13 protein-coding genes and 1 pseudogene are annotated in these 13,741 nt (G+C 40.8%); 10 read left to right on the plus strand and 4 right to left on the minus strand.

What is annotated here, in order from left to right; all coding sequences use genetic code 11:
• Nucleotides 1-78: 78 nt before the first annotated feature.
• The 8 genes and pseudogenes from PUQ00_RS29420 (at nt 79) to proB (ending at nt 6,575) form a co-directional block, all read left to right on the plus strand.
• On the plus strand, nt 79-570 hold the full coding sequence (locus PUQ00_RS29420; RefSeq protein ID WP_300423218.1) for a hypothetical protein: 492 nt from the start codon (nt 79-81) through the stop codon (nt 568-570).
• A gap of 144 nt (nt 571-714) precedes the next feature.
• Complete coding sequence (locus tag PUQ00_RS29425) at nt 715-921, plus strand: hypothetical protein (protein ID WP_094352643.1); 207 nt, start codon at nt 715-717, stop codon at nt 919-921.
• A gap of 204 nt (nt 922-1,125) precedes the next feature.
• Nucleotides 1,126-2,382 (plus strand): GNAT family N-acetyltransferase, encoded by a 1,257-nt coding sequence (locus PUQ00_RS29430; protein ID WP_300423221.1) that lies wholly within the window; start codon nt 1,126-1,128, stop codon nt 2,380-2,382.
• A complete protein-coding gene (gene ruvX / locus PUQ00_RS29435; protein WP_300423223.1) occupies nt 2,363-2,860 on the plus strand; it encodes a Holliday junction resolvase RuvX in 498 nt (165 codons plus the stop codon). The genes PUQ00_RS29430 and ruvX overlap by 20 nt, the downstream gene beginning before the upstream one ends.
• Before the next feature lie 141 nt (nt 2,861-3,001).
• Nucleotides 3,002-3,574, plus strand: a complete 573-nt coding sequence (locus PUQ00_RS29440; protein WP_300423226.1) for a DUF3727 domain-containing protein — start codon at nt 3,002-3,004, stop codon at nt 3,572-3,574.
• A 305-nt stretch (nt 3,575-3,879) separates the two neighbouring features.
• Nucleotides 3,880-4,506 (plus strand): annotated as a pseudogene (locus PUQ00_RS29445) (hypothetical protein).
• 54 nt (nt 4,507-4,560) lie between these two features.
• A complete protein-coding gene (locus PUQ00_RS29450; RefSeq protein WP_300423227.1) occupies nt 4,561-5,100 on the plus strand; it encodes a YqeG family HAD IIIA-type phosphatase in 540 nt (179 codons plus the stop codon).
• Between the two features lie 365 nt (nt 5,101-5,465).
• Nucleotides 5,466-6,575: a glutamate 5-kinase gene (gene proB / locus PUQ00_RS29455; RefSeq protein ID WP_300423229.1), complete on the plus strand. Its 1,110-nt coding sequence runs from the start codon at nt 5,466-5,468 to the stop codon at nt 6,573-6,575.
• A 107-nt stretch (nt 6,576-6,682) separates the two neighbouring features.
• On the opposite strand, the gene PUQ00_RS29460 is transcribed toward proB, so the two are convergent.
• Nucleotides 6,683-7,324 (minus strand): HAD family hydrolase, encoded by a 642-nt coding sequence (locus PUQ00_RS29460; protein WP_300423231.1) that lies wholly within the window; start codon nt 7,322-7,324, stop codon nt 6,683-6,685.
• 17 nt (nt 7,325-7,341) lie between these two features.
• Nucleotides 7,342-8,325, minus strand: coding sequence for an ROK family protein (locus PUQ00_RS29465; RefSeq protein ID WP_300423232.1), 984 nt, complete (start codon nt 8,323-8,325; stop codon nt 7,342-7,344).
• Nucleotides 8,326-8,439: 114 nt separating this feature from the next.
• Here PUQ00_RS29465 and PUQ00_RS29470 point away from each other — a divergent pair, with 114 nt between their 5' ends.
• Entirely contained in the window at nt 8,440-8,661 is a 222-nt protein-coding gene (locus PUQ00_RS29470; RefSeq protein WP_300423233.1) for a hypothetical protein, read from the plus strand.
• Nucleotides 8,662-8,679: 18 nt separating this feature from the next.
• On the opposite strand, the gene PUQ00_RS29475 is transcribed toward PUQ00_RS29470, so the two are convergent.
• A complete protein-coding gene (locus tag PUQ00_RS29475) occupies nt 8,680-9,432 on the minus strand; it encodes a Mut7-C RNAse domain-containing protein (RefSeq protein WP_300423239.1) in 753 nt (250 codons plus the stop codon).
• A 794-nt stretch (nt 9,433-10,226) separates the two neighbouring features.
• Between PUQ00_RS29475 and PUQ00_RS29480 the strand changes: the two genes are divergently transcribed.
• Nucleotides 10,227-11,204, plus strand: a complete 978-nt coding sequence (locus PUQ00_RS29480; RefSeq protein ID WP_300423235.1) for a sucrase ferredoxin — start codon at nt 10,227-10,229, stop codon at nt 11,202-11,204.
• Between the two features lie 187 nt (nt 11,205-11,391).
• On the opposite strand, the gene PUQ00_RS29485 is transcribed toward PUQ00_RS29480, so the two are convergent.
• Nucleotides 11,392-12,987, minus strand: a complete 1,596-nt coding sequence (locus PUQ00_RS29485; RefSeq protein ID WP_300423237.1) for a helix-turn-helix domain-containing protein — start codon at nt 12,985-12,987, stop codon at nt 11,392-11,394.
• Between the last annotated feature and the right edge of the window lie 754 nt (nt 12,988-13,741).

Genomic DNA, 13,741 nt, shown 5'->3' on the forward strand with positions numbered 1-13,741 from the left:
AATGACTAATGACTAATGACTAATGACTAATGACTAATGACTAATGACTAATGACTAATTGGTGTGAGGAGTTGGGTTATGAAGTATATTCCATATTTGGTTTCAGTTTTGGGGGCTAGTTTGGTCTTGAGTCTGGCGAGTACTAAACCAGCGCAAGCTCAAGTAGCCTATGGCAGTTATATCGGTATAGGCCCCGCTATTGGTTTTACTGATGGTATCCAAATCGGGGGGGTGATAGCGGGCCGCTACAAGCTTTTGGAAGCACCGATTTCACTCCGCGCTCAAGTGTTAATTGGTAATAATACGGCAGTTGTGCCAACGGTTTCTTACGATTTCCCACTCAACTGGCAAGCTGATGTTTACCTGGGTGCTGGGTTAGTGTTGGCTGGTGGTGGTGGATCTTCTCCTGTAGGCGACAAAATTAGTTTTGCTTTACAACCGGGCATTGATTATATGATCCCAAATAGCAATACTGTCCTTTTTGGCAACGCCATTATCGCTTTTGATGCCTACCGTGATAGCAGTGGTACAGCTATCTCAGTACAGGGTGGTGTTGGTTTGAGATTTTAATGGGCAAATGAAAACTCGACAGCGATCGCTATCCCTAAGAAGCGTTAAACTTCATTGCAAATTAAGAGGTTAGTCCAAAGAACGTGATAATTTTTGGTCATGTCTAGAGACAGCACAGGATTAACACAGGAGAACACAGTGGCAATGGAATCAAATTTATTAACGGATGCGGGCGCAGATGAAGTGAATCAAGATTTCAGTGAATATGTCGCCAACTTGCAACTTCACATGACTCTACAAGCTCGCAATCTTGTTCCAACCCTGAAACAAACACTGGTAGATAGTCGCCACCAATTACTCCATCAAACCCAAGCCCACTTTGAAAAGCTCGTTTCTCGACAAGGGCTATAAATATATACAAATTTTAATCAAAATTCCCATAAAATAAAGGCAGATGTTGTTGGGTCAATGCCAATGGTGTTCTCACAAGGTCTGCTTTTTCTGCTTTTTTAAGTATTAAGTTACTCAAATCACCCTTTTGGCGCAATAGTAGAGGGCAGAAACTAGTTAAGATTATTGCAGCAGTACGTTTGAAGAGCAGTTAGTTAAGGCTAAATGGCGGCTCGAATAAAAATGACTTCATTACTTCCCCGAAACCTCAGCGTTGTTATCCGACCAGTCCAATACCGGGATTTGGACGGGATTGAGCGCATAACTCAAGAGTCATTCGCAGCCCTCACTCCCAAGGGAGCAGGTTTTGCCATCAGCCAGATGCAAAGGCTGCGTCGCTGGTATGGATTACTCAAATTTTTGAGTTGGTTTCCTAACCCGCTACAGTATCGCCTTTGTGCCTACGTTGCAGAGCAAGGGCGGATGCTTCTAGGAATGATTCAAGTGTCACCGTTTAACCGGACACGCAGCACTTGGCGAATTGATCAAGTGCTGTTGGAGCGTGGTGTCGATAAACAAGGAATAGGCTCACAACTTTTGCGTCATTGCTTTGAATCGATTTTGGAAGCTCGCACTTGGTTACTGGAAGTTAACATCAACGACATTGAGGCGCTAGCATTATATCGACAAAATGGATTCCAGCGTCTGGCAGAAATGACATACTGGGAAATTGGGTCAGAATTGTTGGCTGAATTGGCACAAGCAGAGCCAGACTTGCCCAACCTCTTGCCAGTGAGTAATGCTGATGCCCAGTTGCTATATCAACTAGATACGGCATCGATGCCACCTCTAGTACGTCAGGTTTTTGACCGTAACACCCGCGACTTTAAAACCAGTTTGTTCGGTGCTTTAACTGATGCAGTGAAGCAATGGTTGACCAAAATGGAAGTAGTTAGTGGTTACGTATTTGAACCGCAACGCAAAGCTGCGATCGGCTATTTTCAGGTACAACTTGACCGTAAGGGTGAAGTTCCCCACGTTGCAACACTGACGGTTCATCCTGCTTACACCTGGCTATATCCAGAATTACTATCTCAACTGGCTCGTATTGCCCAAGATTTTCCCCAACAAGGGTTGCAACTAGCTTCCTCAGACTATCAGGCAGAGCGAGAAGAGTATTTGGAGCGAATTGGGGCAAAACGCATAGAACATACATTAGTCATGTCTCGCTCTGTGTGGCACAAGCTACGGGAGTCTAAATTCGTCTCCTTAGAAGGAATTCAGTGGACTGATATGCTGCAAGGTCTACAACCGTCACGTAAACCTATACCAGGAGGTATGTCATGGATACAACCACCAAAGTTGCCATCCTCAGATAAACCACTGCAAAGCTTGTCAGAACCGATTAACTTTTCAGGAAAAAACCCTAGCATGGAAGCATCGCCGATTCCAGAATCAGCAGATGCACAGCAGGAGAATTAGTGTGATATCCCAGGAGCAAGCAAAACCGTTTATTTCAGCGTTGGGACTAGATTTCGGTCGCAAGCGGATTGGTGTGGCCGGGTGCGATCGCACGGGTTTAATTGCCACGGGGATCACCACAATTGAGCGCACATCTTTTGAGCAGGATGTGGAGCAAATCCGACAAATAGTTAATGAACGTGAGGTGCAAATTCTAGTTATGGGCTTACCTTATTCAATGGATGGCTCACTAGGATTTCAGGCACGTCAAGTTCAGAAATTTACTACAAGACTTGCTAGAGCACTGAAACTGCCTGTGGAATATATGGATGAGCGATTAACTTCATTTCAAGCAGAGCAACTGCTGATAGCTGAGAACCGCTCCCCATCACGCCATAAAGGCTTGATTGACCGCAAGGCAGCCGCTTTGATTTTACAACAATGGCTGGATATTAAGCGTGCCAGTTCCCGCAGTTCAGTGGCGGTTATTGAGTATTGATACCTTTTAACATGATATTCTGAAAACGATTAGCCAGCAGTTGTATCTACGTGTAAAGCTATTTGGTTCACATCATCTGTGATTAAATAGTTAAGCGATTTTCAAAGTTGCTGGTATTTATTAAAATTCTACATTTCGGCTATGTTTTCCTCTCCATTTCCTGAAGAAAATGATAACGCTCATGCGGGTTCCATCACTTTAACCGATGACAAAGGGCGATCGCTCGAATGTTATATAGAGCATTCCCTGGAGGTAGATGGACAAGAATACGTTTTACTTCTTCCTGTAGACTCACCTGTAGAAATTTTTTCTTGGGAAGGTGAGGGTGAGGAAGAAGAAGCGGTTCTGGTAGAAGATGACACCACCATTGAGCAAATTTTTGCCACTGCCCAAGCTGTACTATCTGAGCAGAACCTGATATTGAAGAATACAGCCTATGCTTTGACAGTTGCAGGTGATTTACCGCCAGTTGAAGAATCAGAACTCTTCACCTTAGAAATCGAAGACGAAGAGGCAGATTTAGAGCCTGAGCAATTACAGCTACTCGCTAGCTTTTATGATGAGGATCAGGAGTATGCAATTTATACACCCCTCGATCCCCTGTTGTTTTTTGCACGGATAGCGAAAACAGGTCAACCTGAATTACTTTCTCCAGAGGAGTTTCGCAAAGTGCAACCTTTATTAGAGGAACATCTTTTTAATGAAGTCGAATAAGATTACAAATTCAAAATGCAACAGTTTCATTTTGAATTTTTTAATTGGGAATTTTTCATTTTAATCAAAATCTACTTAAACCTTTTGCCATGTCTTTTTAAATGTGGAAGCAATGAAACATTGACATTAAATTGGGACAATTAGTATTGTTTAAAATCCTGGAAAAAGCATTTTTGTAGGGATTTTCAATTTAAAATCTAAAATCCAAAATCGTTCGACTGAGCGTACTCCTACGGGGAAGCTACGCGTAGCGTCTTGGAGACAAGCCGAAGTCCAAAATCCAAAATTGGTATGAGATGCTGAAAATGACTTATAGCAACTTTACATTAAGTAAATTTAAAAAGTCATTCAGCATCCGCATTGATGAAGAAACTGATTTATGTGCCGATATAGAACCTTTACAGGCAAGTGATAAACTCAAAAATTCTTTAGAAGAAACTACAGAACTGGCTTTAGCAATTAATACTGAAAAAGCTCGTTCAGAAATGATTATCACTCCGATATTGTTGGAGGTAAGACGTAGGGATAATTATCCAATTAGTTTATTTTCAGGAACAGATTTTAATGTAGATGTAAAAAAAGGTCTGAATGGCTATTGTAAGTTTATCATTAGTCGTTCTAAAGAGCAACTAACAATTAATGTGCCTGTGGTGGTTATTATTGAAGCCAAAAATGAAAATATTAAAGGTGGATTTGGTGAATGTGCGGCGGCAATGTTGGCAGCACAATTATTTAATCAATAAGAAGGAAATGAAATCAGAAAAATTTACGGCGCGGTAACAAGGGGGGATATTTGGAAGTTTTTGAAGTTAGCAGAAAATGATATATTTATTGATTTGAGTAATTTTTACATCAAAGATATAGATAAAACTTTAGGAATTTTATCTCAAAGTGTTCAGGGAGATATTCCAGGATCGAGTTCGACTAACTAAACTATATTGGGTTATGCTCATTTGTCTGAAGCTCTCTACATTTGACTGTTGACTATGACCTGGAACAATCTTTTACAGCCTGACTTGATTTTAGAGGGTTCAGTATTGAACCTAACACCAGATATTATCCAAAAATACGGGCTGAAGGGGCTGGTATTGGATGTAGATGAAACCTTAGTACCCTTTACAGTAGGGATAGCTTCCCCAGAACTACGAGAGTGGGTGGAGCAAATTCGCATCTGTACTGCATTGTGCTTGGTGAGTAATAACCTAAGTGAAGCGCGAATTGGTGGAATTGCCCGATCGCTCAATCTACCTTACTATTTGGGTGCAGCCAAGCCTTCCCGACGCAAAATAAGAGCAGCACTTAGGGGAATGGATCTACCAGTGCATCAAGTGGGGATGGTAGGCGATCGCTTGTTTACCGATGTTTTAGCAGGTAATCGCCTGGGGATGTTTACCATTTTAGTCGAACCGATTGTTCATGCCGACGCGGCTCTCCGCTCTCATCCGATCCGCAACTTTGAAGTCTGGATATCAGAAATCTTAGGAGCTTCTATTACCCCCAAGAAAACCAAGATTCACAAAAGTTAAGAAATCGTCAGGAAAGTAAATCTAAAGAAATAATTAAGGAATCTTCATGGAATCCAAAAATCGGGGATCATAAGTATTAATAACATGGGGTCAGCCAAAAAAGACCCTAAGGCATACTAAGTAAATATACTCCCGTAAAGCGTCAACCTTCACTATAGAGGGATTGGCGCTTTACAATTTTGGATTTTAGATTTTGGATTTTGGATTGAATCTAAAATAGACTTCTCTATGGGTGGATTTAAAACCTAAAAGGCTGTTTCCATAGGCTTTGGTTTGTTCGCATAGGTGTGCCTTAGGGCAAGTCTAAAAAAACTTATGCAAGATGTCTAATCTAAAATCTAAAATTTAAAATCTAAAATTGAAAGATGCCACTAACAATTGTTGTCAAAATCGGCACTTCTAGCCTAACTCAACCAGAAACAGGACAATTAGCACTTTCTACGATCGCTACCTTGGCGGAAACACTCTGCCATTTAAGACACCAGGGACATCGGGTGATTTTGGTTTCTTCTGGTGCTGTGGGGGTAGGTTGTGCGCGATTGGGCTTAACTGAACGTCCCAAAGCGATCGCACTGAAACAGGCTGTAGCAGCAGTTGGGCAAGGCAGGTTAATTCGTATATACGATGATTTATTTACTACTCTGCAACAGGCGATCGCTCAAGTATTACTGACTCGTAGCGACTTAGTACAGCGCAGCCGCTATCTCAACGTCTACAACACTTTTCAGGAACTACTGAGACTGGGAGTGATTCCCATAGTAAATGAAAATGATACTGTAGCAATAGACGAACTAAAGTTTGGTGATAATGACACCCTTTCGGCATTGGTTGCCAGTTTAGTAGAAGCAGATTGGCTATTTTTGCTTACTGATGTCGATCGGCTGTACTCAGCTGATCCGCGTTCGGTACCAGATGCGCGACCGATCGCTTTAGTTAGTAGCATTAAGGAATTAACAGAATTACAAATACAAACAGGTTCCCAAGGTTCTCAGTGGGGTACTGGCGGTATGGTGACAAAAATTTCGGCTGCGAGGATTGCGATCGCGGCTGGAGTTCGGACTGTAATTACCCAAGGGCGATTTCCCCGGAATATCGAAAAAATTATCCAAGGTGAACTTATTGGGACGCATTTTGAACCGCAACCTGAACCAACTTCGGCGCGTAAACGTTGGATAGCTTATGGACTTGTACCTGCGGGTAAATTGTATTTAGATGAAGGTGCGATCGCGGCAATTTCTCTAGCGGGAAAATCTTTATTAGCTGCTGGAATTAAGCTAGTAGAAGGAGAGTTTGGCACACAAGATGCTGTGCAACTATGTGACACCAACGGTAACGAAATTGCTAGAGGACTTATGAATTACAACAGCAATGATCTGCAAAAGATTCGCGGGCGTCATTCACGGGAAATTCCGGCAATTTTAGGTTATGCGGGTGTAGAAACCGTGATTCACCGGGATAATTTAGTTCTGACTTAAGATGGAAATGAGATAAATTTAGTGCCTACTAACTGGGAGAGTAAAAAATCTTATGACTTGAAATATTCTGATTCGGAATTATACATCCTCTGATTCATGCAATAAGTCTAATGGTGTGATAACAAAGAAGGCAGTTGGTACATGGAGTAAAAGACACGCGCTCCACATGCCTCAAATAGAGTAGCCTCACTTTGCTCGGTGTAACCTAAAACTCTCATACCAGCGGCAACACCTGCACGTACACCCAAAACGCTATCTTCTACAACCGTACAGGATTCAGCTTGAACTTCCATATTTTTAGCCGCGTATAAGAATAAGTCAGGTGCTGGCTTCCAACTTCCAATTTCATATGAGCTGAAGATACGTCCTTCAAATCGAGGCAGTAAATTAGTTATACGCAAAGCTAACTTAATTTTTTCTGGTGGGCCACTGGAAGCAACGCAAATAGGTAGATTAATCTTGTCTAAAGCTGCTTCTATTCCTTTGACAGAACGAAGTTCACGCTCGAATGCTTCAGCAGTACGGGAACGAAGCTGAGTTACAAAATCTTGCGGCATCTTTTTCCCAAGTCTTTGCTCAATGACAGCAACACAATCAGCCATTTTGCAACCCTTAAATAACAAAATGGCTTCTTCAAGTTTCATTGCAAGTCCAAACTCAGCGACAAATTCCACAAGAACGCGATTGCCTAATCCTTCGCTGTCTACTAATACTCCATCACAATCAAAAATAACTAATTCTGTTTGCACTTAATACGCTCCACCCGTCACTCATTTACAAATTTGGGATTTGCGATCAAAGCGATCGCCACAGCCCCCCACAATGGCGCATCATCCCCCAGAACCGCCGGCACAATTTCAAAATCAACCTCCGGTAAAGCCGTCTCCCGCGCCACCCGTTGCAGCACCTGCCAAAAATCCGCCCCCGCCTTCGTCACACCGCCTCCCAACACAAAGCGCTGCGGATTCATCAAGTTCGCCACATTGCCAATACCCACACCCAGCGCCCAAGCAGCCTTATACAAAACTTCCTTAGCCAAATCATCACCAGCCGCCGCAGCTTCACTTACCAACTGCCCTGTCAGTAACTCTAAATTATCCCCCACCAAACCCTTCAAAACCTCTCCACCTCTGAGTCCTCCGCGCCTCTGCGGTTCCTTTTCCAAAATTTCCCTAACATTTTGCGCCATATAAGGCCCCGACGCCAAACGTTCCACACATCCCCGCTTACCACATAAACAAACTGGCCCAGCAGGATCTACAACCATGTGTCCAATTTCGCCAGCCATCCCACCAGCACCCCGCCAAGGCTTACCGTTGAGTATCCAACCGCCACCCACGCCAGTGCTAACAGTTATGTAAAACAGGCTATCATATCCCTCACCAGCACCAAAACGATGTTCACCTAAAGCCGCAACATTAGCATCATTGTCTACACCAACAGGAATGCCAAACTCATCCTCCAACAAACCTTTGAGGGGAATATTTTCCCATCCGCCGACATGATGAGATAGTCTCACCGTCCCTGTAGAAGCGTCTACTGGGCCACCAAAGCTGACACCGATCGCAGCGGGTTTTGCGTCTTCTAGCAGCGAGTAAATGAGCGTTCGCATAATTTCCAAGTCAGTACTAGCATCTGCATTTGCTGGCGAAAGGCGACGTTCATAACGCAACCATTTTCTAGAACCGATATTTACTAATGCTGCCGCCAGCTTAGTTCCACCAAAATCGAGAGCTAAAATTAATGTCATAATTTTTTATACCTCTTTTGAATTATGACAATACGTGGTTTCTTTCTCTAGAAAGATGTTTGCAAACAAAATAAATTCAACACTATAGAAAATTGCATAATAATTTAGTAACTTATGACTCCCGAGCTACCCAATCCATTCATCGATTTCTCTCACGCCAAAGAAGCTCCTCGCTCTCTTGATATCGATAAAGCTCAAGAGGCAGATCCTATTGAACCAGACGAAGTTAGTGGACAGAGTAAGCAAAACCCCACTCTTGATGATTTGAATCGCGAAGATGAAGATCCCAGAATCGGGGGTAGTCAAATAATTAGTGGGAATATTTCGGCTGGTTAAATAATTGCCATGACTAAGTTACTCACCTCTTTGGGAGTTAAGTACTCCATCAACAAACTGTTGTAATCGTTCATAATGGGAACCTTTCCAATAAATGCGATCGCAGTCTTCACAACGCTGAAATTGATCAATCTGCGATTGCACATTTTCTGGCACTTGGTCAATGATGAATTGCTTATCTACAGGTTCTAATAATCCATTGCAGCGCAAACACCTTTGAAATGGTGAGATTAATTTAAACAAGTCGAAGCGTTGCAGTACTTCTAGAATTTGTTGTTGAGGGTTAGTGTTTCTAACATAATACCCGTGCTTTACCAAACTACGCATCAATAGACCTTTATCACGAGTCAAGAGAATCCGCGCTTGGCTGGAGGATATTTGGGCTAATTTCTCATCCTCATAGTCATTGCGGTATAAAGTATCAAAACCTAAAAGTCGTAGAGATGTCGCAAGCTTCCCCAAATGAATATCTAAAACAAAGCGGATAATACTAAGCGGTTTTGGCAGAACAGAAACGCTTGGTATAAGAATACTCCTAGCTGAAATTGGATAAACATTGATAGTATCTCCATCCGAAACTATGTAAGAAAAATTTACATATTCACCATTAACTTCTATAAAATCAACTTCTGGATGAGGGACACCCAACGACTCAATCATGTCCTTAATTGAGACTTTCTCGTCAAAAAAATGAGATATTCTCACTTGCTTGTGATGCCGTGGTAAAAAATGATTCAATTCTGCATGAAAGTAGAAATATGCGATCGCCATAGCTACAGATATTTGGATTAGTAAGTGCGCCCTTACTAGCAATAATTTGTCACTTAACCTTGATTTAGCCAACCTCCTGAAGGCTACAAATTGTAAAGAAATTGTAAAGATTATCAAATACTTGCATTTATTATTGACTTCAGTTACAGTCAAAGCAGATGCCTATCATCAAACCCTGACAACAGCTTCAGGAAGTTAGATGAGGTAAAGGGCTAAATACCAGGTTTGTTGATCATTAGTGATGCTACTAATAATTAGTCACTAGTTTTGCTCATTAATTTATCGCGTATGGCGTAAGGGGCAGTAAAGCATTTACCCCTGATTTAATTGTTTTTATTTTTCTCAACTAATTGAGAAAAATTCGCAATATGTATAAATCTACAGATACATTAAAAGCAGATAGGCTGGAAAAAGTCTTAAAACAGTATTGGCTTGCCAAAGCAGCAACTGTTTATCAAGTAATATATTTGATTTTGCTAAAAAAACCAACTTCCGAAAAACCGAGTTTCAGCAAGTGAAAATTTATGAAATACCAGATAACTATAAAACTAGATACAAAATTAACGCCGCTACTACGGAAAAATATCTCTTGATACTATTTATCTCTATTGTGGAGAATTTATTAACGGGGAAGAGGTTGATTAGAAATGATGTTATAAAATGGCTACCTAGTTTGAACTGGCAAATACATATTGTTCTTTTTTATCTCCTTAAGTTAAGGATATTGTAGCTGAGAACACAATTGTAGTTTCTAATACCTTTTGTCCATAAAATACGCTAATGAGTATAGCTAGATGAATACTGTTTTTTGTTCTGACCATTCACGGCAAGTAGGAGAAGATATTATTGGTAATGCCACCAATTACCAAACCTATATTTTAGTTGAGTGTCCTCTACCTTGGACATCAGAAGCCTTTAATTCCAAGTGGGTGCCCCAGAATTTGAGGATTTTGGTAGAAGAAGTGAAGCGTGCTAAACTACCAATTAGATTCCTCTTAATTGCTAATGATATATCACACAAAGTAAACTACACTACACTTTTGATTTATCAAAGAAAAGAGGGGCTGAGTCATGGTTTTTCTAAGCAAGAGTTTAAGCTAACAAATATTGAGCAAGTAGCAGCAGTTGTCCAAAAATGGTTACGGCGTATCAATTCTAATTCTGACGTAGAAATAAGTACAACTAGAGATATTTTGGTGTGTACCCACGGTAGCCATGATAAGTGCTGTGCCAGATATGGCGCTCCTTTTTACTTCAAGTTAACAGCGACTATTGCTGATTTGTGCTTGGACAATGTGCGAATTTGGAAATCATCACACTTTGGTGGACATCGCTTTGCACCAACAGTTATAGACTTACCAGAAGGAAGATATTACGGTGTTCTTGATCAAGATTCATTCAGATCGATTTTAACCCGGACTGGCGATATTCAATGCTTAAATAAAGTCTATCGAGGCTGGGGAATTCTACCTGCTGCACTTCAGATTTTGGAAAGAGAACTAATCCTCCAGAACGGATGGGATTGGTTTAACTACAAAGTTGCAGGCAAAATTTTGGAGCAAAGTTTAGATAATAATACTATTCTCGCTGAACTAAGTTTTGAAAAGCCTTCTGGTTGTTTCTACACTTACCAGGCTAAACTTCTAAAAGATGAAACTAAAACTCAACAACTGAAGAGTTCATGTAATGCTACACAAGAGTTAGTAGTTACTAAATATGCTGTGGGTAGTCTCTGGCTTACCTCTAATAAAGTGATGAGTTATAGTACATAAAAGTAAAGATTTTTTAAACGCAGAGGGACGCAAAGTGAAACGCAAAATAACGCAGAGGTTTTGTTAGTAATTAGTAGAATTTTTTACTATATACAGCTTTTAATTAATTCGTAGTGAACTAAATTTGGTAAGACTCTGGGTTCCTTTGCGCTCTTCTGCGTTTAAATTCTAAATTGCCAATCCAAAATTAAGATGAAGCCATATTTAAGACTTTCCGTAAGAGTATTTGGTCTTCTAATTTGGCTTTTAAACGACCATTTTCGATATCTCTAATCCAGCTTTGACTTTTACCTGTAAGCTTTGCTAACTCCCTTTGGGAGAGATTCAAATTTTTTCGCGCCTGCAAAATCTGTTCACCCAGCAAATCGCTTGTAGCTTTGGGCTTCCTTTTGGCTTTAGCAGTTCGTCGTTGCTTTTTTTCCGATTCTGAAATTTGCTGTTCCCATTCTGGTGGGAGTTCAAAAGCCAAAATTCGCGCATTCATTAGCAGATTCCACTTACCACGCGGGCCTGTGTCTGTGAGGCGAGTTTCAGCACCACCGTCATTAGTCCAAAATTCTAATGCTTCATCTGGATCTTCAGGAAGATCAACTAATTTCGCCCACAAAGGTTGAATTTCTGGTGGGTAGGTAACTGGATCGAAAAGTGGTTTTATTCCATAGTGATTGAGAATTTCCAAATCGCTCTCAAAAGTTCGCAGCAGACGTTTACGTTCTTCCCGTTGTCTGGATGCAAGGGCGACTTTTTCTTCACCGTAAGCAATACGCAGCAAGGTAGGAATGGTAATACGTTGTTCCTTGCCCATTTTGGTTTTAAACAGCAACCACAGCATTAGTCGGACTGCGCCTTCATGTTGTTGCCAAATGCTCATGACTGTGGTTAGCACTGTTTTCGGGAGACTGCCATATTGATAGAATGCGGTTCGCTCTTTACATGCTTGTTTGTTTAAGAAATATTGTGCCCAAATGCCTGCTTTTACTTTAAAAGTTAGCCCAATCAGATATTTGCATCCGAGATTGTCTTCTTGAAAGTGGTGCTGAATGTCTACCAAGTGCCATAAGCGGCTGTCTGTAACAGAGAATCCGTTAATTCGACCTTGTTGGGGCCAGTCAATGGAGATAATCAGGGAGCAAGCTTGCTGAACAATATTTTTCATTAAAGCCAGCTTGGCAGCTTTGCTCAAGTCTTTGCGTTTCTCCATCCCCAAATATTTCTCGATTTGTCGTTCATCGATCGCAAATTCTTGCTCCCAAGGTTGATCTAAGGCTGTGGCATAAGCTGCAAAAATCAGATGTATGCAAGCGGCTCTGATGTCAAGCCCCTCAATTGCTGCTAAATCTGTGGCCTTGTCGCAAACTTTCAATGGATCTTGGATATGAAAAGCGATCGCACCTCGGCCTTGATTGACTTGTCGGCTGTAACTTATGTAGCCTTCTTCATCGGTTTCCCAATGTAGAGATGTACGTTGTGCTAGTACGTTACAAGCTTCCCAAATAGCGATCGCCGAAGCAAATGGGTTATTCTTGCCGTTAGAAAACAAGTCTAAGCTGGTAGCATCTCTCGGCTCAACTTTGCATCTCCCCTTTTTCGCCTGCGACGGAATCGGAGAATTAGTTGGACAAGCTATTACACATTGCGGTTCTGAATAATAGCCCTCACAATTATTACAAAGACCAGGATCAACCCAATATTCATTGTCCTCTATTTTGATTGCACCCGTAGGACATTGGGGGCGGCAGTTGTCACATCCAACGCAACTGTTGTTAGGAATTGTATAAGGCATATGGCTCTTTTCCCACTCTAATCGTTGAGATGTCTGGCTCAGGTCTCCCCTGCATGAGTCCTGTTTATTCATGACTCGCTACCACATTATCTTTATGGCGAGAATAATCTTTTCCCACCACACTCACTCCCCACATCCATATTCTGACTTCGCATCCTATTGGAAGCTATTTAAGGCTTTAAAACTGAGCCGAATAAAACTTCTTATTAACTATACATTTCATAAAAAAAATGATTAATTTGTTCGGACTGAGCTTAGAAAAAAATCTTAACATTTATTTTATTAGGTACTTAATGAACATTTTAGCTTTGACCACAAAACCTGACCCAAAGGATTTTTTGAAAAAATTTAAGCAGATTGCAATTGGACTTCACCTGATTTATTAATAATTTTAATATTTAAGACATGATCATATTCTGCCATAAAATTTACAGTTACTTCATGAATTAATTCTGTTTCTTTATGTGAGAAAATAATATTTATTTTCTCACCATTTATCTAAATAGTTAAATAAAACTAAATTGGAAATTGTTGCTTTATAAAATACATATTGCATATATCAAAATGTAACTAACGAACATCTGATTTTGTATATATGTATACTGTTTATCTAGATTTAGGCAAATAAATCTAGATATATTTGAAAAAGAATATCATCACTCTTATAGATATAGTTGTGTTTGCTGGAAATAATAAGAGGATGTTTGAAAAGTCCTATTGTCGGTATCAAATAGTTTTAGATCCCCCTAAATCC

The sequence above is a fragment of the Nostoc sp. S13 genome (assembly GCF_029379315.1).
Taxonomy (GTDB): Bacteria; Cyanobacteriota; Cyanobacteriia; order Cyanobacteriales; family Nostocaceae; genus Nostoc.

Bases quoted from the DNA above. Each gene is read 5' to 3' on its own strand.
- PUQ00_RS29420 (WP_300423218.1), top strand. From the start codon at position 79: ATGAAGTATATTCCATATTTGGTTTCAGTTTTGGGGGCTAGTTTGGTC.
- PUQ00_RS29425 (WP_094352643.1), top strand. From the start codon at position 715: ATGGAATCAAATTTATTAACGGATGCGGGCGCAGATGAAGTGAATCAA.
- PUQ00_RS29430 (WP_300423221.1), top strand. From the start codon at position 1,126: ATGGCGGCTCGAATAAAAATGACTTCATTACTTCCCCGAAACCTCAGC.
- ruvX (WP_300423223.1), top strand. From the start codon at position 2,363: ATGCACAGCAGGAGAATTAGTGTGATATCCCAGGAGCAAGCAAAACCG.
- PUQ00_RS29440 (WP_300423226.1), top strand. From the start codon at position 3,002: ATGTTTTCCTCTCCATTTCCTGAAGAAAATGATAACGCTCATGCGGGT.
- PUQ00_RS29450 (WP_300423227.1), top strand. From the start codon at position 4,561: ATGACCTGGAACAATCTTTTACAGCCTGACTTGATTTTAGAGGGTTCA.
- proB (WP_300423229.1), top strand. From the start codon at position 5,466: ATGCCACTAACAATTGTTGTCAAAATCGGCACTTCTAGCCTAACTCAA.
- PUQ00_RS29465 (WP_300423232.1), bottom strand. From the start codon at position 8,325: ATGACATTAATTTTAGCTCTCGATTTTGGTGGAACTAAGCTGGCGGCA.
- PUQ00_RS29470 (WP_300423233.1), top strand. From the start codon at position 8,440: ATGACTCCCGAGCTACCCAATCCATTCATCGATTTCTCTCACGCCAAA.
- PUQ00_RS29475 (WP_300423239.1), bottom strand. From the start codon at position 9,432: ATGGCGATCGCATATTTCTACTTTCATGCAGAATTGAATCATTTTTTA.
- PUQ00_RS29480 (WP_300423235.1), top strand. From the start codon at position 10,227: ATGAATACTGTTTTTTGTTCTGACCATTCACGGCAAGTAGGAGAAGAT.
- PUQ00_RS29485 (WP_300423237.1), bottom strand. From the start codon at position 12,987: ATGCCTTATACAATTCCTAACAACAGTTGCGTTGGATGTGACAACTGC.